Here is a 24,213-nt window from a genome sequence, read left to right as displayed (position 1 = left end):
GACAATGGCTAAAGTGACTCGCGCAATTATCGTGGGTGGCGGGATTGGCGGCGCGGCGACCGCGCTATCGCTTGCCCGTCAAGGCATTAAAGTGATGTTGCTGGAGAAAGCGCACGAGATTGGTGAGATTGGTGCGGGCATTCAGCTCGGGCCGAACGCGTTTTCTGCTCTGGACAGCCTTGGTGTGGGTGACGTCGCCCGCAAGCGCGCCGTTTTTACCGATCACATCACCATGATGGATGCGGTAAACGCGAAAGAGGTTGTACGCATTGAAACCGGGCAGGCGTTCCGCGATCACTTTGGCGGTCCTTATGCGGTTATCCATCGGGTTGATATTCATGCTTCTGTCTGGGAAGCGGCACTGGTTCATCCCAACGTTGAGTATCGCACTTCAACTAACGTGGTTGATATTCGCCAGACAGAAGATGATGTGACGGTCTTTGATGAGCACGGTAACAGCTGGACAGCGGATATTTTGGTGGGCTGTGACGGTGTGAAGTCGGTTGTGCGTCAGTCTCTGATTGGCGATTCGCCACGCGTTACCGGGCACGTGGTCTATCGCGCGGTGATTGATTGCGATGATATGCCGGAAGATTTGCGCATTAACGCGCCGGTGCTGTGGGCCGGACCGCACTGCCACCTGGTGCACTATCCATTGCGTGGCGGCAAGCAGTATAACCTGGTGGTGACCTTCCACAGTCGTCAGCAGGAGGAGTGGGGGGTAAAGGATGGCAGTAAAGAGGAAGTGCTCTCCTATTTTGCCGGTATTCATGCGCGTCCGCGCCAGATGCTGGATAAGCCGACCTCATGGCGTCGCTGGTCCACCGCTGACCGCGAACCGGTAGAGAAATGGGGGACCGACCGCATTACGCTGGTGGGTGATGCTGCGCATCCGGTGGCACAATATATGGCGCAGGGCGCCTGTATGGCGCTTGAAGATGCTGTCACTCTCGGTAAGGCGTTACAGCAGTATGACGGCGATGCGGCTGATGCCTTTGCCTTGTATGAGTCGGTACGTATTCCGCGTACTGCGCGCATCGTCTGGTCGACGCGCGAAATGGGACGTGTGTACCACGCCGCAGGCGTCGAGCGCCAGGTGCGTAATCTGCTGTGGAAAGGCAAATCTCAGGCGGAATTTTATCGTGGTATGGAATGGCTGTACGGCTGGAAAGAAGATAACTGCCTGTTGCCGCGCTGAGCCTCTTTAATCTCCCGAACGGAGGCGCTACCATAGCGCCTCTTTTTTTGCGGGTGACGATATGCGTGTTTTACTGGCGCCGATGGAAGGCGTGCTCGACTCACTGGTGCGCGAGCTGCTGACTGAAGTGAATGATTACGATCTGTGCATCACCGAGTTTGTGCGCGTGGTGGATCAGCTCCTGCCGGCAAAAGTATTCCATCGGCTCTGCCCGGAACTGCATAACAATAGCCGGACGCCATCCGGCACGCGGGTGCGCATACAGTTGCTGGGACAGTATCCGCAGTGGCTGGCGGAGAACGCGGCGCGCGCGGTAGAACTGGGCTCGTTTGGTGTCGATCTGAACTGTGGCTGCCCGTCGAAGCTGGTCAACGGCAGCGGCGGTGGCGCAACGTTATTAAAAGATCCTGAACTCATCTACCGGGGCGCAAAAGCCATGCGCGAGGCGGTTCCGGATCATCTCCCCGTGACGGTGAAAGTGCGTCTGGGTTGGGACAACAGCGACAGGCAGTTTGAAATTGCTGATGCCGTTCAGCAGGCGGGCGCCAGCGAGCTGGCGGTGCATGGCCGAACCAAGGAACAGGGCTATAAGGCCGAACATATCAACTGGCGGGCGATCGGTGAGATCCGCCAGCGGCTTACCATTCCGGTTATCGCGAATGGCGAAATCTGGGACTGGCAAAGCGCCCAGGACTGTATGGCTATCAGCGGATGCGATGCGGTGATGATTGGCCGTGGGGCATTAAATATTCCGAACCTGGTCGTGTGGTGAAGTACAACGAGCCGCGTATGCCGTGGCCTGATGTCGTGATGCTGTTGCAAAAATATACTCGTCTTGAAAAGCAGGGTGATACCGGGCTGTATCACGTGGCGCGGATTAAACAATGGTTAGGGTATTTGCGTAAAGAATACTCAGAGGCAACCGCGCTGTTTCAGGAAATCCGCGCATTAAACAATTCACCGGATATCGCGCGCGCGATTCAGGCCATTGATATCGCTAAATTGCATTAACACATTAATCGGCCACCGGAGTGGCCTTTGTTTCAAAAAATCATCTTAAACACGCCAGTTACCACCAATAACCCAATCAGAAAAATAACTAAAATAATCCACAGTAAGATTTTCATCAGCGTTCCTTTTTTGGTGAGTTCAGGTTAAGTATAGGAAAGCCTCTGAAAATCTTCCTGTAATGACCTTACTCCGGTTTACGTGCGCTGAGCAGAAACACCATTGGCCGCTCTTTTTCTTCATCCAGTGCCGGGTTTTCAGCAATCTGTTCAGCGGACGGTCCCCATTCATCGACACAAACGATTTCGAATCCGGCGGCTATCAGCGCATTAATCCAGGTCGCCAGCTTACGGTGCTGTTTTTTGACACCCTCCGCGAACCAGTTACTGATGCGTGTGCCTTCCTGCTGATAATGATTGACCGGCCAGGACTGTTGCCCGGTTTTATCTTTTATCCAACCTTGATTAAGCGGTGCAGTATAAATGGGATGCTCGGCAGAGAATACCAACATGCCTCCCGGTGTTAACGACTGGTAAATCGTTACGAATAATCGCGCGATATCGCGCAAATAGTGCAGGGCAAGTGAGCTATAAACCAGGTCAAAGGAATTTGGCGACAGGGAAAGCGTTTCGAGATCTTCACGGCGATAAACGATGCCATTACCCTGCGTCATGCTGTGCGCCTGAGTTAACATCTTTTGTGAAATATCCAGTCCCACTACGCTGGCCGCCTGGTTATCGCGCGCGTAGCGGCAAAACCAGCCATATCCGCAACCCAAATCGAGGATATTTTTTCCCTGTAGAGCGGGGAGCATCGCTTGTATTGTCGGCCATTCTGGCGCACCGTCGAGCCCTTTTACTGAACGGTCCAGCGTGGCATATCCGGCAAAGAACTCGGGATCGTCATAGATATTCTGTGACATAATGTCTCCATCCATAAATTATTAAAATTAATTAATCTAAATTATTTGTTGGGTGTATATTTTGCCGATTATATATTTTTATTGCCAAAGGTGTATTGCCACGCGTAACTAAAAAAGGAAACGCGACAAGTCGTAATCTCAGCACATCTTTTCTTACCTGTGTCTCTCCATGAATCGTAATTCTGCTTTTGTCACGACGGCATTGTTGCCGCTTTTTATTTTGATGTCAGGTTGCGCGCCGATGCATGATGACCGCCAGTCTCTGTCACAGCAGACCCCCGCTGCGAATGTCGATACCACATTGCCTGCGGCGTTAAAAAATGGCTGGCCGGACAGCCAATGGTGGAAGGCATACCATGACCCCCAGCTTAATGCGCTGATTGACAGCACGTTACGAAACTCTCCTGATATGCAGGTCGCGGAACAGCGCATTCAACTGGCGGAGGCGCAGGCTAAGGCTGTGGAGGCGCAGGATGGCCCGGAGATCGATTTCTCTGCAGATGTGGAGCGTCAGAGAATGTCAGCCGAAGGGCTGATGGGACCGTTTGCCATTACCGATCCGGCCGCCGGGACGACCGGGCCGTGGTACACCAACGGCACCTTTGGTTTAACTGCTGGCTGGAATCTGGATCTGTGGGGTAAAAATCGGGCCGAAGTGACGGCACGTATTGGGGCCGTTAAGGCGCGTGAAGCCGAGCGCGAGCAAACGCGACAGGTGCTGGCGAGTGGTGTGGCTCGTCTTTACTGGGAATGGCAAACGCAGGCCGGGCTGAAAACCGTGTTAACGCAAATAGAAACCGAGCAGCAGAACGTCATTAACGTTGATCGTCAACTGTATCAAAATGGTCTTACTTCTTCGGTGGAAGGCGTTGAAACCGATATCGATTCCAGCAAAACAGAGCAGCAGTTGAACGATGTCAGCGGTAAAATGAAGGTGATTGAAGCGCGGTTGAGCGCGCTGACCAACTCGCAGTCCACAGCCCTGAAACTCCATTCGACCCCGCTGCCCGCGGTGGAAAGCCAGCTCCCGTCCCAGCTAGGTTATTCGCTGCTGGCCCGCCGACCGGATTTGCAGGCGGCGCACTGGTACATAGAGTCATCGCTGAGCAGCATTGATGCGGCGAAAGCGGCGTTTTATCCCGATGTAAATCTGATGGCATTTTTACAACAGGATGCGTTACATCTGAGCGACTTGTTTCGCCATTCCGCGCAGCAAATGGGCGTAACGGCCGGGCTGACGCTGCCTATCTTTGATAGCGGCAGGCTGAACGCGAATCTCGACATTACTCAAGCGCAAAGCAACCTGACGGTGGCGAATTACAACAAAGCCGTGGTGGATGCGGTGAATGACGTGGCGCGTGCAGCATCGCAGGTAGAAACACTGGCGCAGAAGAATCAGCATCAGCAGCAGATTGAGCATGATGCACTGCGCGTAGTGGGTCTGGCGCAGGCGCGCTTCAATGCCGGAATTATTGCGGGCTCCCGGGTTAGTGAGGCAAAGATCCCGGCATTACGTGAACGGTGCAACGCTCTGCTTTTACAAGGGCAATGGCTGGATGCCTCAATCCAGTTGAATCGTGCGCTGGGGGGCGGCTACCACGCTTCGTAACGCACCCGCCCGGTAGACATCGCGCTACCGGGCTGTACTTTTGCTGCTGCGTTTTTTTAACCACCACCGAACGCCAGGCACCAGCACAATCACCAGAGCCAGCCATATCCAGTGCTTAATATGCTGGTCGAGATTGTGTAGCCACGGCGCAATGACTTCTCCCCCCACGTAACCCAGCGTGGTAAATATCAGCGCCCACGCCAGCGCTCCCAGAATATTCAACGGCAGGAAAATTTTAGGCGGCAAATGGCTTGCGCCAATCAGCAACGGGCCGATCACGCGAAAACCATACATAAAACGGGTGCCAATCACGAACAGATAAGGACGGCGCTGGATCATTTTCTGCGCCCGGCGGATTTTGTCGCGATGTTTTGAGAAACGACGCAAAATTTTTCCACCGTAACGACGCCCAAGCAAATACAGCAATTGATCGCCAATCATCCCGCCCAGGGCCACAGAGATAACCACCAGAGGAAATTTAAGTAATCCCTGATGTGCCGCCACGCCGCCCAGCAGGGTAATGGTTTCACCTTCGGCCAAACTGCCAATGACCAATGCGGCGTAACCGTAATGTGCAATAAGACTGTTTATATCCATATGTCTGGATGACCTCCCGACGTTAAGCATACACCCTGTGAATCATCGTGGGGTTTAAAAGCGCTGAATTAGCGGTTCGTCATTTTTGTTGTTGTACAAAAATTAATCCAAAGCTGAATTATACTTGAACTGTTGAGGTCCGGAGCTGACAAGAAGGGGGCGGTATGAACCATGTCTGGGGGCTGTTTTCCCATCCCGATCGTGAAATGCATGTGATCAACAGCGAAAACGAAAGCGTTTCGCATCACTATACCCACCATGTACTGCTGATGGCGGCAATCCCGGTTATTTGTGCGTTCATCGGTACCACACAAATCGGCTGGGATTTTGGCGATGGCAATATCCTGAAATTATCCCTGTTGACTGGATTTGCAATGGCGATTCTGTTTTACGGGGTGATGCTGGCGGGCGTTGCCGTCATGGGCCGGGTTATCTGGTGGATGGCGCGTAACTACCCGCAGCGTCCGTCGCTGGCACATTGTATGGTGTTTGCCGGATATGTCGCGACGCCGCTGTTTTTAAGCGGGCTGGTCGCACTTTATCCGCTGGTCTGGCTGTGCGCATTAGTCGGGACTCTCGCGCTGTTTTACACCGGCTATTTACTTTATCTCGGCATTCCGACGTTCCTGAATATCACTCGTGAGGAAGGGTTGAGTTTTTCCAGTTCGACGCTGGCGATCGGTGTGCTGGTACTGGAGGTACTGCTGGCTATTACGGTAATCCTGTGGGGTTACGGCTATCGGTTATTCTGACGGATAAACCTGTCTACGCTGCGTTGTTGACGTAAAAGTCAGCAACGCAGCATTTCGAGACGATTCTCCTGTGGCAGCAAACCTGCCGGATCGCTATGATGCCTGAGCTAGCTTGAGATAATACTTAATCTCTGGCGGTGTGCGTTGTGACGTGCGTGAACCATTATCAGAAATCTCATCATGCTGAAATTCCGAGTTTCATTATTAAGCCTTGCCCTGGTGCTGGCCGTTCCTTTTGCACCCCAAGCCGTGGCGAAAACGGCAACTACCGCAGCGGCTTCTCAACCTGAGATAGCGTCCGGTAGCGCGATGATCGTTGATCTGAATACCAACAAAGTTATCTATTCGAACCACCCGGACCTTGTGCGTCCGATTGCGTCGATTACCAAATTAATGACGGCGATGGTGGTGCTTGATGCACGACTGCCGCTGAATGAAAAGCTGAAAGTCGATATTAGCCAGACGCCGGAGATGAAAGGCATATACTCTCGCGTACGACTGAACAGCGAAATCAGCCGTAAAGACATGTTACTGCTGGCGCTGATGTCATCAGAAAACCGCGCGGCGGCGAGCCTGGCGCATCATTACCCGGGCGGATACAACGCGTTTATCAAAGCCATGAATGCCAAAGCGAAAGCGCTCGGCATGACTCAGACACGCTTTGTGGAACCCACTGGCTTGTCGATTCACAATGTCTCGACCGCCCGTGACTTAACCAAGCTGCTGATCGCCAGCAAACAGTATCCGCTGATCGGCCAGTTAAGTACTACGCGTGAAGATATGGCGACGTTTGCCAACCCTGCGTATACGCTGCCGTTTCGTAACACCAACCATCTGGTATACCGCGATAACTGGAATATTCAGTTAACGAAAACCGGGTTTACCAATGCGGCAGGCCACTGTCTGGTGATGCGCACGGTGATTAACAACAAACCGGTGGCGCTGGTGGTGATGGATGCCTTTGGCAAATATACTCACTTTGCCGATGCCAGCCGTTTACGTACCTGGATTGAAACGGGCAAGGTGATGCCGGTTCCGGCGGCGGCGCTGAGCTATAAAAAGCAAAAAGCTGCGCAGATGGCGGCGGCAGGTTCGGCGAAGGGCGAGCAAACCGCACAGAACGATTAAATAAGATGACTTATCCGGCCTACGCATAGCGAATGTAGCAGTAGGCCGGGCAAGCGAAGCGCCCCGGCAACATGCCCGGTAGCGCTTATCTTTTTCAGGTTTACGATTCTTTCCAGAACTTCTGCTTACTCGTTTTCCCAATACCCGGATTCATACTGTTGGTGGGGTCATTCTCACGGTAAAAACGGGTCAAGGTTTCCGGCGCCTGATACAGATGCCCGACGTTATGCTCTGCCGGATACTGCGCCCCACGCTCGCGCAGGAGTTCCAGCATCTGCTCTTTGAGCGCATGCGCATCCACGCCTTTTTTCACGATGTAATCCTGATGGAAGACGTAACACATAAAGTGACCGTAATAGAGTTTGTGCACCAGTTGACTGTCGATCTCTGGGGGCAGATGCTCGTACCATTCGGTGTCGTTACGGCGCAGCGCGATATCCAGCGCCAGAATATCTTCCACCTCATCCGCATGTACGGCCTGATAACGAATAGCCGCGCCAGCCGCCGCGAAGCGGTGCAAGAACGCCTTGCTGCCTTCTTCCGCCGTACAGGCAAAGAAGTCGCCTTCAGCGGTTTTGAAATACTCGCTTAGCCAGTTTTGGGCTTCAGCCACGCCGCCACCGGCCATTTTTAACAGCAGGTGATGCTCGTACTTATCGCGCCAGCTTTTCATGCGTGCCGGTAAGTGGCTGGGGAACAAATGACCAAATTTCTGCATTGCCCGGTCGGTGAAGTGAGGACGGAAAATTTTCACTTTTTCCAGCATCGCATCGGTGCGGCCTTTCAGGGTGAAGAAGAACGGCATTTTGTCTGTGCCGAGCTTGTCGATCATCAGAAACGTATCTTTGCCGTATTGCTCAGCGATGTCGTAAATATCGCGGTGCATATATTCACCGGCGACCGGCAGATGCTCGAATTTTGCCAGAATATGACGGCGGATCTCCGTCAGCACCTCTGGCTGGTTGGTGCCGATGTAAAAGACCTGCTGGTTTTTTTCGGCTTCGAAGGTGTCCAGACGCACGGCAAAGACCGCGAGCTTGCCTGCACAACCGGACGATTCAAACAAGCGATCCGGGTCGGCGTTATAGCGTGCGGGCGTGTCTGCGTCGATATCTCTGACACGGGTAACGTAGTCGTGATCGTGCGCGTGACGCCCGTCGTGGCGAACATCGTCATCTCTAATACGCTCGTCATCCAGTTTGCTCAGGATCTGCTCCGGGGTCTGGCCCAGCTCAATACCCAGATGGTTAACCAGCTGTAATTTTCCCTGTTCGTCAATACGCGCAAACAGCGACATCTCCGTGTATGCCGGGCCGCGCTGTACCAGCGAGCCGCCGGAGTTGTTGCAAATGCCACCGATAACCGAAGCGCCGATACAGGAAGATCCGATTACCGAATGCGGTTCACGGCCAAACGGTTTGAGCGCTTTTTCCAGCGAATAGAGCGTGGTTCCTGGATAGGCCAGCACCTGTTCACCTTTGCCGATGACGTGCAGCTTATCAAGACGCAGGGTGCTGATAATGACAATCTCGCGGTCGTAATCATTACCGCTCGGCGTAGACCCTTCGGTCAAGCCGGTGTTAGCGGCCTGCATCAGGATAATTTTATCCGCGGCGACGCAGGCGCTCAAAACGCGCCACAGTTCTAAAAGCGACCCGGGGAACACGACGGCAAGCGCATCGCCCTGGCCGGAGCGGAATCCCTTGCGATAGCGGGCGGTTTTAGCAGGTTCTGTCAGCAGGTGTGAATGACCCACCAGACGGGTCAGTTCATTCAGGAAAGCTTTATTATCTGTTGTAATGGAAGACATTCTCCACTCCTTGTGGTGGGACTCAATATCAGGAACAAGCATAGCGCTTTGTATGACAATACGCTTTCTCATTCATATTGTCTCTGGTTCGTCTTTTACTGATTCGCGCTGGTTTCGAAAATTAGGAGAATAACCTTAGCTTTCTTTATCGCTCCCGTTTAGTCTTACGGCAAACTGCGGTTTTTGTTATATTTTCGCTGCCTCGTCGGGAAAAAATAAAGAGAGAATCAACATGAAATGGCTATGTTCTGTAGGTGTCGCGGTGAGTCTGGCATTGCAACCAGCGTTGGCGGACACTCTGTTTGGTAACCATCCACTGACGCCAGAGGCGCGGGATGCCTTCGTTACCGATTTACTCAAGCAGATGACCGTAGATGAGAAGATTGGGCAACTGCGTTTGATAAGCGTCGGGCCTGATAACCCGAAAGAAGCCATCCGCGAGATGATCAAAGACGGGCAGGTTGGGGCAATTTTTAACACCGTCACGCGCCAGGATATCCGCAAAATGCAGGATCAGGTGATGGATCTCAGCCGCCTGAAAATCCCTCTCTTTTTTGCCTACGACGTATTGCACGGTCAGCGTACCGTATTCCCGATAAGCCTCGGTCTGGCATCCTCCTTTAATCTTGATGCGGTCAGAACCGTTGGTCGAGTGTCTGCGTATGAAGCCGCCGATGATGGTCTGAATATGACCTGGGCGCCGATGGTCGATGTCTCGCGCGATCCGCGCTGGGGCCGCGCCTCGGAAGGGTTTGGCGAAGATACGTATTTGACCGCCACGATGGGCAAAACCATGGTGGAAGCGATGCAGGGTAAAAGCCCGGCCGATCGCTATTCGGTGATGACCAGCGTCAAGCACTATGCCGCCTATGGCGCGGTTGAAGGCGGCAAGGAATACAACACTGTCGATATGAGCCCGCAGCGTTTGTTCAACGACTATATGCCACCGTACAAAGCCGGACTGGACGCCGGTAGCGGTGCGGTGATGGTGGGGCTTAATTCGCTGAACGGCACGCCGGCGACTTCGGATGCATGGCTGTTAAAAGACGTCCTGCGCGATGAGTGGGGCTTTAAGGGCATTACCGTTTCCGATCATGGCGCGATTAAGGAACTGATTAAGCACGGCACTGCCTCCGATCCTGAAGATGCGGTGCGTGTGGCGATCAAGTCCGGCATCAACATGAGCATGAGCGATGAGTATTACAGCAAATACCTGCCGGGGTTGATTAAGTCAGGTAAGGTGACGATGGCGGAGCTGGACGACGCTGCGCGTCATGTGCTGAACGTGAAATATGATATGGGGCTGTTTAACGATCCGTACAGCCATCTGGGGGCCAAAGAATCTGACCCGCAGGACACCAACGCGGAAAGCCGTTTGCACCGCAAAGAGGCGCGTGAAGTGGCGCGTGAAAGCCTGGTGCTGCTGAAAAACCGTCTGGAAACATTGCCGCTGAAAAAATCCGCCACCGTAGCGGTTGTCGGTCCGCTGGCCGACAGCAAGCGTGATGTGATGGGCAGTTGGTCTGCTGCCGGGGTTGCCGATCAGTCAGTAACGGTGCTGACGGGGATTAAAAATGCCATCGGCGAGCAGGGCAAAGTGGTATACGCCAAAGGGGCGAACATCACCAACGACAAAGGCATTGTCGACTTCCTCAACCAGTATGAAGAGGCGGTGAAGGTTGACCCGCGTTCGCCGCAGGCGATGATTGATGAAGCCGTTAACGCCGCGAAGCAGTCTGACGTAGTCGTCGCGGTAGTTGGTGAAGCGCAGGGAATGGCGCATGAAGCCTCCAGCCGCACCGATATCACCATTCCGCAGAGTCAGCGTGACCTGATTACCGCGCTGAAAGCCACGGGTAAACCGCTGGTTCTGGTACTGATGAACGGTCGTCCGCTGGCGCTGGTTAAGGAAGATCAACAGGCCGATGCGATCCTCGAAACCTGGTTTGCCGGGACGGAAGGCGGTAACGCCATCGCCGATGTGCTGTTTGGCGATTACAACCCGTCAGGCAAGTTGCCGATGTCTTTCCCGCGCTCTGTCGGACAGATCCCGGTCTATTACAGCCATCTTAATACCGGTCGCCCGTATAATGCCGATAAGCCGAATAAGTACACGTCGCGCTACTTTGACGAAGCGAACGGTCCGTTGTATCCCTTTGGCTATGGCCTGAGCTACACCACATTCACGGTTTCTGATGTGAAACTCTCTTCTCCGACGATGAAGCGTGACGGGACCGTGACGGCCAGCGTGCAGGTGACCAACACCGGCAAACGCGAAGGTGCGACGGTGATTCAGATGTATTTGCAGGATGTTACCGCTTCAATGAGTCGTCCGGTAAAACAGCTGAAAGGTTTTGAGAAGGTGAATCTTAAGCCGGGTGAAACCCAAACCGTTAGCTTCCCAATTGATGTTGAAGCGCTGAAATTCTGGAACCAGCGTATGCAATACGATGCCGAACCGGGCAAGTTCAACGTCTTTATCGGCGTGGATTCTGCCAGAGTGAAGCAGGGCGAATTTGAACTGCTGTAATTGATATCATGCCTGATAGCGTGACGCTTATCAGGCCTGCGAAATCGTACCATCCGGTAAACTCACTTTGGGTTTGCCGGATTTTTTTTATTGTATTATCGCCTTACCGCGAGTAACTCTCAGTGTTACTACCCAATTGCCAGGTTAAGGCTTGATTTTTCGACTATGCTTTTTCCTCAAGTCTCTGAAAAGGGCCGTAAAAGAATGAGGAGTGCAGCATGATAATTTCAAAAGTTTGGGTGGGTTCGCTGGCGTTGTTAGCCGCGATCAGCTTGCCCTTACAGGCCGCGTCACCCGTCACGGTCGGTTCAAAAATAGATACCGAAGGGGCGCTGCTCGGCAACATTATTTTGCAGGTGCTCGAAAGTCACGGCGTGAAAACCGTTAATAAAGTACAGCTGGGTACCACTCCGGTGGTGCGTGGGGCAATCACCTCTGGTGAACTGGATATTTATCCGGAATATACCGGCAATGGCGCATTCTTTTTTAAAGATGAGAATGATCCTGCATGGAAAAATGCGCAGGCCGGTTATGACAAAGTGAAAAAGCTGGACGCAGAGCAAAATAAGCTGATCTGGCTAACGCCTGCGCCCGCCAACAACACCTGGACCATTGCGGTTCGCCAGGATGTCGCGCAAAAGAATAAGCTTGAGTCCCTTGCCGATTTAGGCCGTTACCTGAAAGACGGGGGGACGTTCAAACTTGCCGCCTCTGCGGAATTTATCGAACGGGCTGACGCGCTGCCTGCCTTTGAAAAAGCCTATGATTTCAAACTGAATCAGAATCAGCTGTTGTCGCTGGCGGGGGGGGATACCGCGGTGACGATTAAAGCGGCGGCGCAGCAGACCTCTGGGGTCAATGCGGCGATGGCCTACGGTACCGACGGTCCGGTTGCGGCGCTCGGTCTGCAAACATTAAGCGATCCGCAAGGCGTACAGCCCATTTATGCGCCAGCGCCCGTTGTGCGTGAATCGGTGCTGCAGGACTACCCGCAAATGGCAGAATGGCTACAACCGGTATTTGCCAGCCTGGATGAAAAAACGCTGCAACGGCTGAATGCCAGTATCGCCGTGGAGGGGCTGGATGCGAAAAAAGTCGCAGCAGACTACCTGAAGCAAAAAGGATGGGTGAAGTAACGGAGTTTGCAGCAGGTGGGTGTTTTGTCGAATATTTCAGTAAATCGGGTGCTGTTGCTGCTGGTGTTTCTTACCATCGCGGCGGCAGCGCTTCCTTTCATTAGCTATGCTCCCAATCGCCTGGTTTCCGGTGAAGGTCGTCAACTCTGGGATATCCAACCCGACATGGCATGGGGATTAGCGGCGGCCTGTGTGGTGCTGTTTCTTCTGTGCTTTGTACCGGGAAAATCCGGCAATATATTGACGCTTATCGTTAGCCAACTGTTGGTGATTGCGGTGCTGGTCATCGCCGGCACAACGGCAACGTATTTGGCCCAGACGGGTAGTCCTCTGGCCAGAACCAGCCTGGGCAGCGGGTTCTGGTTAGGGCTGGGAGTGATGCTGCTGGCAGCCAGTGACGCCATTCGTCGCATCACCGAACGGGCGTCGTGGCGTTGGTTATTGCACGCACAAATATTCATTTTGCCGCTGGTGTTACTGCTCTCCGGTACGTTTAACGATCTTTCTCTGCTTAAAGAATATGCCAACCGCCAGGATGTCTTTAACGACGCGCTGGCGCAGCATCTGACGATTCTGTTCGCTACCGTGGTGCCCGCGCTGCTCATTGGCGTGCCGCTGGGCGTCTGGTGTACTTTTTCTGTCTCCCGTCAGGGGCCGGTATTCGCGGTACTGAACATTATCCAGACTATTCCCTCCGTCGCGCTGTTTGGCCTGTTAATTGCGCCGCTTGCCGGACTGGTGAAGCACTTTCCCTTGCTGGGTTCGCTTGGCGTAGCGGGAACCGGTCTGACGCCTGCGCTTATTGCGTTGGTGCTGTATGCGCTCTTACCGCTGGTTCGCGGCGTAGTGGCTGGATTGAATCAGGTTCCACGCGATGTACTTGAAAGCGCCCGGGCGATGGGGATGAGCGCGCGTCAGCGGTTTATCTCGGTGCAGTTTCCACTGGCGCTGCCGGTCTTCTTGCGCAGTTTACGAGTGGTGATGGTCCAGACGGTGGGAATGGCGGTGATAGCCGCGCTGATTGGTGCAGGGGGATTTGGCGCGCTGGTCTTTCAGGGATTGCTCAGTAGCGCCGTTGATTTAGTGCTGTTGGGCGTGATCCCGGTCGTTGTGCTGGCTGTGTTGATTGATGCGCTGTTTGATTTAGGGATCGCGCTGCTAAAGGTATCGAATAATGATTGAATTTCGCCATGTCAGTAAAACCTATGGCCAACAAAAAGCTGTCGACGACCTTAACCTGCAGTTAGGAGAGGGCAGCTTTTCGGTATTAATTGGCACGTCAGGTTCGGGCAAGTCTACCACGCTAAAGATGATCAACCGGCTGGTTGAACATGACAGCGGGCAGATCCGTTTTGCCGGGGAGGAGATCCGCAGCCTGCCAGTGCTGGAGTTACGACGGCGCATGGGGTACGCGATTCAGTCTATTGGTTTGTTTCCCCACTGGACCGTCGCGCAGAATATTGCCACCGTACCGCAGCTGCAAAAGTGGTCACGTTCACGTATTGATGACCGAACAGATGAACTAATGGCGCTGCTGGGCCTTAAGGCGAGTTTGCGCCACCGTTATCCGCATCAGCTTTCCGGTGGACAACAGCAGCGGGTTGGAGTTGCGCGTGCGTTGGCCGCAGATCCGCAGGTGCTACTGATGGATGAGCCTTTTGGCGCGCTGGACCCGGTCACCCGCGGCGCGCTGCAGCAGGAGATGACGCGTATCCATCGTTTATTGGGACGTACCATTGTGCTGGTGACGCATGATATCGACGAGGCGCTGAGACTGGCGGAGCATCTGATTTTGATGGATGCGGGAAAAGTTGTGAAGCAAGGCACGCCGCTGTCGATGCTCACTGCGCCAGCGAATGATTTTGTGCAAACTTTTTTTGGCCGCAGTGAACTGGGCGTAAGGCTGTTGTCGCTGCGTACGGTAGGGGATTTTATCCGTCGCGGCGAACACTCAGACGGCGAGCCGCTGGTGGATGAGATGACGCTACGTGATGCATTGTCGGTGTTCGTGGCGCGTGGCTGCGATGTCTTGCCGGTCGTGACGCCTCAGGGGGTGCCCTGCGGGACGCTTCATTTTCGCGATTTGCTTTCGGAGACGCCGACCCGTGAAACGTCTTGCTGATCCATTGCTATGGCTTGTTGCGCTGTTTCTGATCCTGTTGGTGGGGTTGCCTCACAGTCAGGCCCTGTTTAGTTCGCTATTTCCGGCGCTGCCGCGTCCCGTGTATCAGCAGGAAAGTTTTACGGCGCTGGCGTTGAGCCATTTTGCGTTGGTGGGGATTTCAAGCCTTATTGCCGTCATCATTGGCACCGGAGCGGGAATAGCGGTAACCCGGCCCTGGGGCGCGGAATTCAGGCCGATGGTGGAAACGATTGCCGCCGTGGGGCAGACATTTCCTCCGGTCGCCGTGCTGGCGATCGCCGTACCGGTGATGGGGTTTGGGCTTGAACCCGCGATTATCGCGTTGATTTTGTATGGCGTGTTACCAATCTTGCAGGCAACTCTGGCAGGACTCGGCGGAATTTCTCCCAGCGTGATGGATATTGCCAGCGGAATGGGCATGAGTCAGGGCCAGCGGCTGCGGAAAGTGGAGTTGCCGCTGGCGGCACCGGTTATTCTGGCGGGAATTCGCACGTCGGTGATTATTAATATCGGCACCGCTACGATAGCCTCAACCGTCGGGGCCAACACGTTGGGCACGCCGATTATCATCGGCCTGAGCGGGTTCAATACCGCCTATGTGATTCAGGGGGCGCTGCTGGTCGCGCTGGCTGCGGTGATAGTTGACCGCGGGTTTGAGCGATTAGCGAGCCACCTTACCCGGCACGTAAAATGAATGTGTAGCCTGCCAGCATGACGCCGCCGATACCGCCGATGGCCATCAGCAGGAAGAGGGTAATGACACCGATTTTAGCTGCGCTCATTATGCACTCCTTATGTGAATCTAAGGATTGTACACGTTTGTTAACAGAATATTAAGAGCCGATCCTGGTTGGCTTTAAATACCGAGCGGATAAATATCGTGACCTAACGCGCGCCATTCGTTCAGTTGTTGCTGCTGAGCGGGCGTTTGGCTTTCGCCGCACCAGACCAGTAAGGTTCGCCCTTCAAACAATTCCGGTCGCAATTGGTTTAGCGAGTGGGCGAGGACGTCAACGCGCCATCCCTGCTGGCTGGCAACCCAACCCTCCAGCCATAAGCGGGTGGTATCATGAATGTTCCAGCCGACAACCAGGGCATCTTTACCCTGTTTCTTGCGCGCCGAGGCCAGACAAATCGCGATGTAGTTGATGAGGACACCGTCGAGGATCCCCAGTAACGCCTGCAGGATCGGCTGCTGACATTGCAGGCGGCGGCGTAACGGAATGAACAAATGGGTGTTGAGCGTTTGTGCGGGATAATCCTGACCGCGCTCTTTGATCCACATCCTGAGGCTATGCAGATTATTACTTTGCAAATAGCTCAACAGCGTCTCTTGCTGTTCGCGCCAGCCGTTATGCACATCAATGTTCTCATTACTGAGCAACATTTTTACCTTACTGACCTGAACGCCGTTATTTATCCAGCGTTTTATCTCACGGATCCGGTCGATATCCGCGTCGTTAAACAGGCGATGCCCGCCGTCTGTTCGCTGCGGTTTCAGTAATCCGTAACGCCTCTGCCACGCGCGTAAAGTGACAGGGTTGATATCACAAAGCAAAGCCACTTCACCTATTGTGTAAAGCGCCATCGTCGTCTCACTTATGCTCGCGAGGTCCCAGTTTTACTTTAGACGCTCTTTTGCGAACCAGGTAGTTTTGTCTGTTTTTTGATCAACAAATGGGTGAATTTGTAGTCATGCTCGCGCTTTCGAGTGATCGTTCTCACAAATTCCTTTTTTTTTGCAACACTTCAAAGAAAGTTACGCGCAGCCCATGTATGTTACGCGCTTTTAAGTGATGTGTGGTTGGCAGGTATGTACGAGTTTAATCTGGTGTTGCTGCTGCTTCAGCAGATGTGTGTGTTTCTCGTTATCGCGTGGCTCATGAGCAAAACGCGTTTGTTTATCCCGCTGATGCAGGTCACGATCCGGCTCCCGCACAAGCTGCTTTGCTACGTTACCTTTTCCATTTTCTGCATTTTGGGCACCTATTTCGGGCTGCACATTGATGATTCTATTGCTAATACCCGTGCTATCGGCGCGGTGATGGGGGGGCTGCTTGGCGGCCCAGTGGTCGGCGGTTTGGTCGGCCTAACCGGTGGCTTACATCGTTATTCAATGGGCGGAATGACGGCGCTCAGTTGCATGATTTCGACCATTGTCGAAGGTTTGCTCGGCGGACTGGTGCACAGCGTGCTCACCCGTCGTGGCCGTACCGATAAAGTCTTTAGTCCACTGACCGCGGGTGCCATTACTTTTGTCGCCGAACTGGTGCAGATGCTGATCATCTTGTTAATCGCCCGGCCGTTTGACGATGCGTTTCGGCTGGTCAGTAATATCGCCGCGCCGATGATGGTGACGAATACCGTGGGCGCAGCCTTATTTATGCGTATTTTGCTCGATAAACGGGCGATGTTTGAAAAATATACCTCTGCTTTTTCCGCCACTGCGCTCAAAGTTGCCGCCTCAACGGAGGGTATTTTGCGCCAGGGGTTTAACGAGGTTAACAGCATGAAGGTCGCTCAGGTGCTGTATGAAGAGCTGGATATTGGTGCTGTGGCAATTACCGACCGCGAGAAGCTGCTGGCATTTACCGGCATTGGTGACGATCACCATCTACCCGGAAAACCTATTTCGTCGTCGTACACCCAACGGGCGATAGAAACCGGAGAGGTGGTGTATGCCGATGGGAATGAAGTCCCTTACCGCTGCTCTTTGCACCCGCAATGCAAATTAGGCTCGACGCTGGTGATCCCTTTGCGGGGGGAAAACCAGCGGGTGATGGGGACCATCAAACTGTATGAAGCCAAAAACCGCCTCTTTAGCTCGATCAACCGCACGCTGGGGGAAGGGATCGCCCAACTGCTTTCGGCGCAGATTCTGGCCGGGCAGTATGAGCGGCAAAAAGCGATGCTCACGCAGTCGGAAATCAAACTCCTGCATGCACAGGTGAACCCCCATTTTTTGTTTAATGCGCTCAACACCATCAAAGCCGTGATCCGACGTGATAGCGAGCAGGCCAGCCAACTGGTGCAGTATCTGTCGACGTTCTTTCGCAAAAACTTAAAACGTCCGTCGGAGATTGTGACGCTGGCTGATGAAATTGAGCACGTTAATGCCTATCTGCAAATTGAAAAGGCGCGATTTCAGTCGCGCCTGCAGGTGACTTTGACGGTGCCAGATGCGCTTTCGTATCAGCAATTACCTGCCTTTACCCTACAACCTATTGTGGAGAATGCCATTAAACACGGTACCTCTCAGCTACTGGATACCGGCGAAGTGTCGATTACCGCCCGCCGCGAAGGGCAGTATCTGATGCTGGATATTGAAGATAACGCCGGGTTGTATCAGCCAACGTCTGAGGCCAGCGGATTGGGTATGAATCTGGTTGATAAACGACTGCGCGAGCGGTTTGGCGACGATTTTGGCATCAGCGTAGCGTGTGAACCTGACCGCTTTACCCGAATCACTTTACGACTTCCTATGGAGGAACTGGCATGATCAAAGTGCTGATTGTCGATGACGAACCGTTAGCGCGGGAGAATCTGCGGATCCTGTTGCAGGCGCAAAGCGACATCGAGATCGTCGGCGAATGTTCGAATGCGGTGGAAGCCATCGGCGCGGTACATAAACTGCGTCCGGATGTCCTGTTCCTTGATATTCAGATGCCGCGTATCAGCGGTCTGGAAATGGTTGGCATGCTTGATCCTGAGCATCGTCCGTATATTGTTTTCCTTACTGCGTTTGATGAATATGCGGTGAAAGCTTTTGAAGAACACGCGTTTGATTATCTTCTCAAACCGATTGAAGAGGCGCGACTGGAAAAAACGCTGAGCCGTTTGCGTCAGGAGCGCACGAAGCAGGATGTATCGCTACTGCCGGAGAATCAGCAGGCGCTGAAGTTTATTCCGTGCAGCGGCCACAGCCGAATCTATCTGCTGCAAATGGATGACGTGGCGTTTATCAGCAGCCGCATGAGTGGCGTGTACGTGACCAGCAGCGATGGTAAAGAAGGTTTCACCGAACTGACGCTCAGAACGCTGGAAAGCCGTACTCCTTTGCTGCGCTGCCATCGGCAGTATCTGGTGAATATGGCGCAATTGCGGGAGATCCGTCTGGAAGAAAACGGTCAGGCCGAACTGATTTTGCGCAACGGGCTGACAGTTCCGGTAAGTCGCCGTTATCTTAAAAGTCTAAAAGAGGCGATTGGACTGTAAAACTGATACACTGCGCGCCATTGCATCACCGACAGTTGAAGGCTCTATGCTAAGTAACGATATTCTTCGTAGCCTGCGCTACACTCTGAAAGCGAACAATAACGACATGGTGCGTATTCTTGCGCTTGCTGACATGGAATCCACCTCCGCAGGTTTTGATACCTGGATGACAAAAGAAGATGAAGCCGGGTTTATTCGCTGCCCGGATATCATTCTCTCCGGATTTTTAAACGGTCTGATTTATCATCTGCGTGGTAAAGACGAGTCTGCGCCGGAACTGGCGCTTGAGCGTCGTGTTAACAACAATACGGTGCTGAAAAAGCTGCGTATCGCCTTTTCGCTGAAAACCGATGATATTCTGGCCATTATGACCGAGCAGAAGTTTCGTGTGTCGATGCCGGAAATTACCGCCATGATGCGCGCGCCGGACCATAAGAACTATCGCGAATGCGGCGATCAGTTTCTGCGTTACTTCCTGCGGGGTTTGACGTCGCGAGTGCACAAAACGAAAGCGTAAAACGACGCTGGCGACCGCGATGAATTTCGGGTCGCCAGGATGTTATTTCACTTCTTTAAAACCCGCCGATTCCATTACCGTTTGCATTTGCTTCATGCTGATATTTTTATCGGCTTTCTCAGAAAGCTTCATCCCGGAAATTGCCTGTAACGCTTTTATATCGACTTTTTCCATATCGATAGTGACATTTTCCTGCGCGTAGGTATCTGTATAGGTGAGCTTTTCTTCTACGCCTGCAATATTTTGATATTTGGCGCTTAACGCATCGAATACTTTTGCGGCTTCCTCTTTATTGCTGGCGCCGACAGACGCATAGCTGATTTTACTTTCGGAGCTTTGTTTCAGAACTTTGTCACCTTTATAGGTGTAAGAGACGGTGATATCCGAACCGTTAAGATTGGCATTGAATGTTTTCGTCTCTTCTTTATCACCACAACCCGCCAGGGAAAAAACCACAACCGATGCCACGGCGAGAGAAACTAATTTTTGTAACGCTGTCATGTAAAACTCCATTTTATGAATATCGAATGCTAAATAATAACGCTAATGAATATGATGGGGCCGGGCGGCCTTAATAGTAGAGCAGTATAGAATAAATCTAATAGCGATGGCTAAGCAGTCCGAAAATGGAGTGGGGGAGTGTGTTTAAGATTAAAGGTAAATCCCTCAGCAAAAAAAAGCGCTGCAGTTGCAGCGCTCGAGATGTCTGATTTATTTCACCTGTTGGCCAGGTTTTGCGCCTTCGTCTGGGCTTAACAGGAAGATATCTTTCCCGCCAGGACCTGCCGCCATGACCATCCCTTCAGAAATGCCGAAGCGCATCTTACGAGGTGCCAGGTTAGCAACCATAATGGTCTGACGTCCAACCAGGGTCTGCGGATCCGGATAGGCAGAACGAATACCAGAGAAGACGTTACGCTTCTCGCCACCGAGATCCAGCGTCAGACGCAGCAGTTTGTCAGAACCTTCCACAAACTCGGCGTTTTCAATCAATGCCACGCGCAGGTCAACTTTGGCGAAATCGTCAAAGGTAATGGTTTCCTGAATCGGGTCATCCGCCAGCGGGCCGGTTACCGGTGCGGCAGCGGCCTTCACTTCTTCTTTCGACGCTTCCACCAGCGCTTCAACTTGTTTCATGTCGATGCGATTGTAGAGCGCCTTAAAGGTGTTGACCCTGTGACCGAGCAGCGGTTGATTAATGGCATCCCAGCTCAGCTCGCTGTTCAGGAAAGCTTCTACACGTTCAGCAAGCGTTGGCAGAACCGGTTTCAGGTAAGTCATCAGGACGCGGAACAGGTTGATACCCATGGAGCAGATCGCTTGCAGGTCGGCATCGCGGCCTTCCTGTTTAGCAACGACCCACGGAGCCTGTTCGTCAACGTAGCGGTTTGCCACATCGGCCAGCGCCATGATTTCACGGATAGCTTTACCAAATTCACGGCTTTCCCATGCTTCGCCAATCACCGCAGCAGCGTCAGTGAAGGTTTTATACAACGCTGGGTCGGCCAGTTCAGCCGCCAGTACGCCGTCAAAACGCTTGCTGATAAAGCCTGCGTTACGTGATGCCAGGTTGACTACTTTGTTGACGATATCGGCGTTTACACGCTGAACGAAGTCTTCCAGGTTCAGGTCGATATCATCAATGCGTGAAGAAAGCTTCGCTGTGTAGTAGTAACGCAGGCTGTCGGCGTCAAAGTGCTTCAGCCAGGTGCTGGCCTTAATGAAGGTACCGCGAGATTTGGACATCTTCGCACCGTTTACTGTCACATAACCGTGTACGAACAGGTTGGTCGGCTTACGGAAGTTGCTGCCTTCCAGCATCGCCGGCCAGAACAGGCTATGGAAGTAGACGATGTCTTTACCGATGAAGTGATACAGCTCGGCGTCGGAATCTTTCTTCCAATACTCATCAAAACTGGTCGTGTCGCCGCGCTTATCGCACAGGTTTTTGAACGAACCCATATAGCCAATTGGTGCGTCCAGCCAGACATAGAAGTACTTGCCTGGCGCATCCGGGATTTCAAAACCGAAGTATGGGGCATCGCGGGAAATATCCCACTGCTGCAGGCCGGATTCGAACCATTCCTGCATTTTGTTGGCGACCTGCTCCTGCAACGCGCCGCTGCGTGTCCAGGCCTGCAGCATCTCGCTGAATGACGGCAGGTCAAAGAAGAAGTGTTCGGAGTCGCGCATTACCGGCGTCGCGCCAGAAACGACGGATTTCGGCTCGATAAGTTCGGTCGGGCTGTAGGTTGCGCCGCAAACTTCACAGTTATCGCCATACTGATCCGGAGATTTACATTTCGGGCAAGTGCCTTTAACGAAACGGTCCGGCAGGAACATGCCTTTTTCCGGATCGTAAAGCTGGGAGATAGTACGGTTCTTAATAAAACCGTTCTCCTTCAGGCGCGTGTAAATCAGCTCAGACAGCTCACGGTTCTCTTCGCTGTGCGTAGAGTGGTAGTTGTCATAGCTGATGTCAAAACCCGCAAAATCAGTCTGATGCTCCTGACTCATTTCACCGATCATCTGCTGTGGCGTGATCCCAAGCTGCTGTGCTTTCAGCATGATTGGCGTACCGTGTGCGTCGTCCGCGCAGATGAAGTTAACCTGGTGGCCGCGCATTCGCTGGTAACGGACCCAGACATCAGCCTGGATGTGCTCCAGCATATGGCCGAGGTGGATAGAGCCGTTGGCGTACGGCAGCGCGCACGTTACCAGAATTTTCTTCGCGACTTGAGTCATAGTGGGCAATTACTTCTTTTGTAGTGAAAAGGGCTTTGATAGTACCAAAATGGTAATTACTGCGCCAAGCGATAAGGGCATTTATCCGTAAATGAATAATTGTTGCGGTTGGAGTAAACTACCTGGTGACTATTGTATTTTCAGAACAACAAAAAGGAGTCGGGATGAACGCACAATCCCAGGCCAAATCACCAGAGACCCTGCGCGCGATGGTTGCCGGGACGCTGGCGAATTTTCAGCATTCAACCCTGAAGCATAATCTGACGACGCTTAAAGCGTTGCATCACGTCGCCTGGATGGATGACACGTTGCACGTTGAGCTGGTCATGCCGTTTGTCTGGCAGAGCGCGTTTGAGGACTTAAAAGAGCAATGTAGCGCCGATCTGCTGCGTATTACTGGTGCGAAAGCGATCGACTGGAAACTGTCGCATAACATTGCGACGCTGAAACGCGTGAAAAACCAGCCGGGCATTAATGGTGTAAAAAACATCATCGCCGTCAGTTCGGGTAAAGGTGGTGTGGGTAAATCCTCAACTGCCGTGAACCTGGCGCTGGCGCTGGCTGCGGAAGGGGCGAAGGTAGGGATTCTGGACGCCGATATTTATGGCCCGTCAATCCCGACGATGCTCGGTGCGGAAAACCAGCGTCCAACCTCTCCAGACGGTACCCATATGGCGCCGATCATGTCTCACGGCCTGGCGACAAACTCTATTGGTTATCTGGTTACTGACGATAATGCGATGGTGTGGCGTGGCCCGATGGCCAGCAAAGCCCTGCTGCAGATGCTGCAAGAAACCTTATGGCCGGATCTTGATTACCTGGTACTGGATATGCCGCCGGGTACGGGTGATATCCAGTTGACGCTGGCGCAAAACATTCCGGTCACGGGGGCTGTTGTGGTGACCACTCCGCAGGACATCGCGCTGATCGATGCGAAAAAAGGCATCGTGATGTTCGAAAAAGTCGAAGTGCCAGTGCTGGGTATTGTTGAGAATATGAGTATGCATATTTGCAGCAACTGCGGTCATCACGAGCCAATCTTCGGCACCGGTGGCGCGCAGAAACTGGCTGAGCAGTATCACACCCAACTGCTGGGACAGATGCCGCTGCATATTTCTCTGCGTGAAGACCTGGATCGTGGTACGCCGACGGTCATCAGCCGTCCTGACAGCGAATTTACCGCCATTTACCGCGACCTGGCAGGACGTGTCGCTGCCCAGCTCTACTGGCAAGGGGAAGTGATCCCGGGTGAAATTGCTTTCCGCGCGGTGTAATTAATAGCGTTAAAAAGATTCACCGTATCAATAATGCATTGATGCGGTGAATATATTGGATGAAAAATCTCACTCAATTATTTATCCGGACTGTATAATTCATGTCTTTTTCTGAATAAACACCCTCAATGCATCATTTAAATTGATCAAATTGGTCGAATTAATCTACAATCTCAATTAGTCTTAGCGAGGCAGTTAATCCATAATCTACTGGAAAGACGGCTTGTGTGCTGTTTCCCAACCGATACAGGAATAATGAACGTAATGAAAAAAAATTTATTCTTGGGAGTTATTACTTTGGCTTATGGAATGAGCGCTTCTGCTTTCGCCACAAATACTGCCACCCTGAATATCAATGGTCGGGTAACTGAACCCACCTGTAGCGCTGATGTTGTAAATAACGAAGTGCAGCAACGCTGTGGCAATGCTATTTCCTTTTCAAACGTCAGAGCGGGTGTTTCCAATCCAACAAAAGGTGCGGTAACTGAAATTGTTACTATCACCGGTGACGCTACACGACAAATTGTGATGACGCGTTACGATTAAACGTCTTTTATCAGCCATGCATTATTATTGTGAATAATACGTGGCTGACCATTTCTCTGAAGAATTCCATTCCGACAGTTAAT

At 52.7% G+C, this 24,213-nt stretch carries 21 protein-coding genes and 1 pseudogene; 15 read left to right on the top strand and 7 right to left on the bottom strand.

Annotated features, from left to right (window positions below):
* Window positions 1–4: 4 nt before the first annotated feature.
* Window positions 5–1,198, top strand: a complete 1,194-nt coding sequence (locus B9P82_RS05270) for a 3-hydroxybenzoate 6-monooxygenase (RefSeq protein WP_101700065.1) — start codon at window positions 5–7, stop codon at window positions 1,196–1,198.
* A 61-nt stretch (window positions 1,199–1,259) separates the two neighbouring features.
* Window positions 1,260–2,209, top strand: a pseudogene (dusC, locus tag B9P82_RS05265) (tRNA dihydrouridine(16) synthase DusC).
* A 184-nt stretch (window positions 2,210–2,393) separates the two neighbouring features.
* Here dusC and B9P82_RS05260 read toward each other — a convergent pair.
* A complete protein-coding gene (locus B9P82_RS05260) occupies window positions 2,394–3,128 on the bottom strand; it encodes a class I SAM-dependent methyltransferase (RefSeq protein ID WP_016153703.1) in 735 nt (244 codons plus the stop codon).
* A 169-nt stretch (window positions 3,129–3,297) separates the two neighbouring features.
* On the opposite strand from B9P82_RS05260, the gene mdtQ reads away from it, so the two are divergent.
* Window positions 3,298–4,737 carry a multidrug resistance outer membrane protein MdtQ gene (mdtQ, locus tag B9P82_RS05255; RefSeq protein WP_047416225.1) on the top strand — a complete coding sequence of 480 codons (1,440 nt, stop codon included), beginning with the start codon at window positions 3,298–3,300 and terminating at the stop codon, window positions 4,735–4,737.
* Window positions 4,738–4,761: 24 nt separating this feature from the next.
* On the opposite strand, the gene B9P82_RS05250 is transcribed toward mdtQ, so the two are convergent.
* Window positions 4,762–5,334 carry a DedA family protein gene (locus B9P82_RS05250; RefSeq protein WP_016153701.1) on the bottom strand — a complete coding sequence of 191 codons (573 nt, stop codon included), beginning with the start codon at window positions 5,332–5,334 and terminating at the stop codon, window positions 4,762–4,764.
* Between the two features lie 164 nt (window positions 5,335–5,498).
* Between B9P82_RS05250 and B9P82_RS05245 the strand changes: the two genes are divergently transcribed.
* Together B9P82_RS05245 and pbpG are read left to right on the top strand one after the other, a co-directional pair.
* Window positions 5,499–6,086, top strand: coding sequence for a Yip1 family protein (locus B9P82_RS05245; RefSeq protein ID WP_094761991.1), 588 nt, complete (start codon window positions 5,499–5,501; stop codon window positions 6,084–6,086).
* A gap of 180 nt (window positions 6,087–6,266) precedes the next feature.
* A complete protein-coding gene (gene pbpG / locus B9P82_RS05235) occupies window positions 6,267–7,214 on the top strand; it encodes a D-alanyl-D-alanine endopeptidase (protein ID WP_016153699.1) in 948 nt (315 codons plus the stop codon).
* Window positions 7,215–7,314: 100 nt separating this feature from the next.
* On the opposite strand, the gene dld is transcribed toward pbpG, so the two are convergent.
* Complete coding sequence (gene dld / locus B9P82_RS05230; protein ID WP_016153698.1) at window positions 7,315–9,024, bottom strand: D-lactate dehydrogenase; 1,710 nt, start codon at window positions 9,022–9,024, stop codon at window positions 7,315–7,317.
* Between the two features lie 232 nt (window positions 9,025–9,256).
* On the opposite strand from dld, the gene bglX reads away from it, so the two are divergent.
* The 5 genes from bglX (at window position 9,257) to B9P82_RS05205 (ending at window position 15,527) form a co-directional block, all read left to right on the top strand.
* Window positions 9,257–11,554, top strand: a complete 2,298-nt coding sequence (bglX, locus tag B9P82_RS05225; protein ID WP_101700064.1) for a beta-glucosidase BglX — start codon at window positions 9,257–9,259, stop codon at window positions 11,552–11,554.
* A 218-nt stretch (window positions 11,555–11,772) separates the two neighbouring features.
* On the top strand, window positions 11,773–12,690 hold the full coding sequence (locus B9P82_RS05220) for a glycine betaine ABC transporter substrate-binding protein OsmF (RefSeq protein WP_016153696.1): 918 nt from the start codon (window positions 11,773–11,775) through the stop codon (window positions 12,688–12,690).
* A gap of 15 nt (window positions 12,691–12,705) precedes the next feature.
* The gene (locus tag B9P82_RS05215) at window positions 12,706–13,872 is read left to right on the top strand and encodes an ABC transporter permease (protein ID WP_101700144.1); all 1,167 of its coding nucleotides are present in this window, start codon (window positions 12,706–12,708) and stop codon (window positions 13,870–13,872) included.
* Window positions 13,865–14,812 (top strand): ABC transporter ATP-binding protein, encoded by a 948-nt coding sequence (locus B9P82_RS05210; RefSeq protein WP_101700063.1) that lies wholly within the window; start codon window positions 13,865–13,867, stop codon window positions 14,810–14,812. Before B9P82_RS05215 ends, B9P82_RS05210 begins: the two co-directional genes overlap by 8 nt.
* On the top strand, window positions 14,796–15,527 hold the full coding sequence (locus tag B9P82_RS05205) for an ABC transporter permease (protein ID WP_016156966.1): 732 nt from the start codon (window positions 14,796–14,798) through the stop codon (window positions 15,525–15,527). The genes B9P82_RS05210 and B9P82_RS05205 overlap by 17 nt, the downstream gene beginning before the upstream one ends.
* Here the strand turns inward: B9P82_RS05205 and B9P82_RS05200 are convergent.
* Window positions 15,508–15,615, bottom strand: coding sequence for a protein YohO (locus B9P82_RS05200; protein ID WP_003027354.1), 108 nt, complete (start codon window positions 15,613–15,615; stop codon window positions 15,508–15,510). The genes B9P82_RS05205 and B9P82_RS05200 overlap by 20 nt on opposite strands.
* 74 nt (window positions 15,616–15,689) lie before the next feature.
* The gene (gene mlrA, locus B9P82_RS05195; protein WP_016153692.1) at window positions 15,690–16,421 is read right to left on the bottom strand and encodes an HTH-type transcriptional regulator MlrA; all 732 of its coding nucleotides are present in this window, start codon (window positions 16,419–16,421) and stop codon (window positions 15,690–15,692) included.
* 225 nt (window positions 16,422–16,646) lie between these two features.
* Here mlrA and B9P82_RS05190 point away from each other — a divergent pair, with 225 nt between their 5' ends.
* From B9P82_RS05190 to B9P82_RS05180, 3 genes are read left to right on the top strand one after another with little or no spacing between them, the layout of a single operon-like run.
* On the top strand, window positions 16,647–18,332 hold the full coding sequence (locus B9P82_RS05190; protein ID WP_101700062.1) for a sensor histidine kinase: 1,686 nt from the start codon (window positions 16,647–16,649) through the stop codon (window positions 18,330–18,332).
* A complete protein-coding gene (gene btsR / locus B9P82_RS05185) occupies window positions 18,329–19,048 on the top strand; it encodes a two-component system response regulator BtsR (RefSeq protein ID WP_016153690.1) in 720 nt (239 codons plus the stop codon). The genes B9P82_RS05190 and btsR overlap by 4 nt, the downstream gene beginning before the upstream one ends.
* A gap of 46 nt (window positions 19,049–19,094) precedes the next feature.
* The gene (locus B9P82_RS05180) at window positions 19,095–19,565 is read left to right on the top strand and encodes a YehS family protein (RefSeq protein WP_016156965.1); all 471 of its coding nucleotides are present in this window, start codon (window positions 19,095–19,097) and stop codon (window positions 19,563–19,565) included.
* A gap of 42 nt (window positions 19,566–19,607) precedes the next feature.
* Here B9P82_RS05180 and B9P82_RS05175 read toward each other — a convergent pair whose 3' ends face one another.
* Window positions 19,608–20,066 carry a YehR family lipoprotein gene (locus B9P82_RS05175; protein ID WP_016156964.1) on the bottom strand — a complete coding sequence of 153 codons (459 nt, stop codon included), beginning with the start codon at window positions 20,064–20,066 and terminating at the stop codon, window positions 19,608–19,610.
* Window positions 20,067–20,276: 210 nt separating this feature from the next.
* Window positions 20,277–22,310: a methionine--tRNA ligase gene (metG, locus tag B9P82_RS05170; protein WP_101700061.1), complete on the bottom strand. Its 2,034-nt coding sequence runs from the start codon at window positions 22,308–22,310 to the stop codon at window positions 20,277–20,279.
* A 164-nt stretch (window positions 22,311–22,474) separates the two neighbouring features.
* Between metG and apbC the strand changes: the two genes are divergently transcribed.
* Together apbC and B9P82_RS05160 are read left to right on the top strand one after the other, a co-directional pair.
* Window positions 22,475–23,584, top strand: a complete 1,110-nt coding sequence (gene apbC, locus B9P82_RS05165; RefSeq protein ID WP_016153686.1) for an iron-sulfur cluster carrier protein ApbC — start codon at window positions 22,475–22,477, stop codon at window positions 23,582–23,584.
* 264 nt (window positions 23,585–23,848) lie between these two features.
* Window positions 23,849–24,130, top strand: a complete 282-nt coding sequence (locus tag B9P82_RS05160; protein WP_101700143.1) for a DUF2574 family protein — start codon at window positions 23,849–23,851, stop codon at window positions 24,128–24,130.
* Window positions 24,131–24,213: the final 83 nt, after the last annotated feature.

It is taken from the genome of Citrobacter sp. L55, assembly GCF_002850715.1.
Classification (GTDB): Bacteria; Pseudomonadota; Gammaproteobacteria; order Enterobacterales; family Enterobacteriaceae; genus Citrobacter; species Citrobacter braakii.
Note: the sequence above shows the minus strand (reverse complement) of the source record. Positions and strands in the feature narration are given on the sequence as shown.

Excerpts from the sequence above, each read along its gene's own strand:
- B9P82_RS05190 (WP_101700062.1), top strand. The coding sequence starts at position 16,647 with ATGTACGAGTTTAATCTGGTGTTGCTGCTGCTTCAGCAGATGTGTGTG.
- B9P82_RS05250 (WP_016153701.1), bottom strand. The coding sequence starts at position 5,334 with ATGGATATAAACAGTCTTATTGCACATTACGGTTACGCCGCATTGGTC.
- mlrA (WP_016153692.1), bottom strand. The coding sequence starts at position 16,421 with ATGGCGCTTTACACAATAGGTGAAGTGGCTTTGCTTTGTGATATCAAC.
- B9P82_RS05260 (WP_016153703.1), bottom strand. The coding sequence starts at position 3,128 with ATGTCACAGAATATCTATGACGATCCCGAGTTCTTTGCCGGATATGCC.
- mdtQ (WP_047416225.1), top strand. The coding sequence starts at position 3,298 with ATGAATCGTAATTCTGCTTTTGTCACGACGGCATTGTTGCCGCTTTTT.
- B9P82_RS05180 (WP_016156965.1), top strand. The coding sequence starts at position 19,095 with ATGCTAAGTAACGATATTCTTCGTAGCCTGCGCTACACTCTGAAAGCG.
- metG (WP_101700061.1), bottom strand. The coding sequence starts at position 22,310 with ATGACTCAAGTCGCGAAGAAAATTCTGGTAACGTGCGCGCTGCCGTAC.
- B9P82_RS05245 (WP_094761991.1), top strand. The coding sequence starts at position 5,499 with ATGAACCATGTCTGGGGGCTGTTTTCCCATCCCGATCGTGAAATGCAT.
- dld (WP_016153698.1), bottom strand. The coding sequence starts at position 9,024 with ATGTCTTCCATTACAACAGATAATAAAGCTTTCCTGAATGAACTGACC.
- B9P82_RS05175 (WP_016156964.1), bottom strand. The coding sequence starts at position 20,066 with ATGACAGCGTTACAAAAATTAGTTTCTCTCGCCGTGGCATCGGTTGTG.
- apbC (WP_016153686.1), top strand. The coding sequence starts at position 22,475 with ATGAACGCACAATCCCAGGCCAAATCACCAGAGACCCTGCGCGCGATG.
- B9P82_RS05160 (WP_101700143.1), top strand. The coding sequence starts at position 23,849 with ATGAAAAAAAATTTATTCTTGGGAGTTATTACTTTGGCTTATGGAATG.
- bglX (WP_101700064.1), top strand. The coding sequence starts at position 9,257 with ATGAAATGGCTATGTTCTGTAGGTGTCGCGGTGAGTCTGGCATTGCAA.
- B9P82_RS05270 (WP_101700065.1), top strand. The coding sequence starts at position 5 with ATGGCTAAAGTGACTCGCGCAATTATCGTGGGTGGCGGGATTGGCGGC.
- B9P82_RS05200 (WP_003027354.1), bottom strand. The coding sequence starts at position 15,615 with ATGAGCGCAGCTAAAATCGGTGTCATTACCCTCTTCCTGCTGATGGCC.
- B9P82_RS05210 (WP_101700063.1), top strand. The coding sequence starts at position 13,865 with ATGATTGAATTTCGCCATGTCAGTAAAACCTATGGCCAACAAAAAGCT.
- btsR (WP_016153690.1), top strand. The coding sequence starts at position 18,329 with ATGATCAAAGTGCTGATTGTCGATGACGAACCGTTAGCGCGGGAGAAT.
- B9P82_RS05220 (WP_016153696.1), top strand. The coding sequence starts at position 11,773 with ATGATAATTTCAAAAGTTTGGGTGGGTTCGCTGGCGTTGTTAGCCGCG.
- pbpG (WP_016153699.1), top strand. The coding sequence starts at position 6,267 with ATGCTGAAATTCCGAGTTTCATTATTAAGCCTTGCCCTGGTGCTGGCC.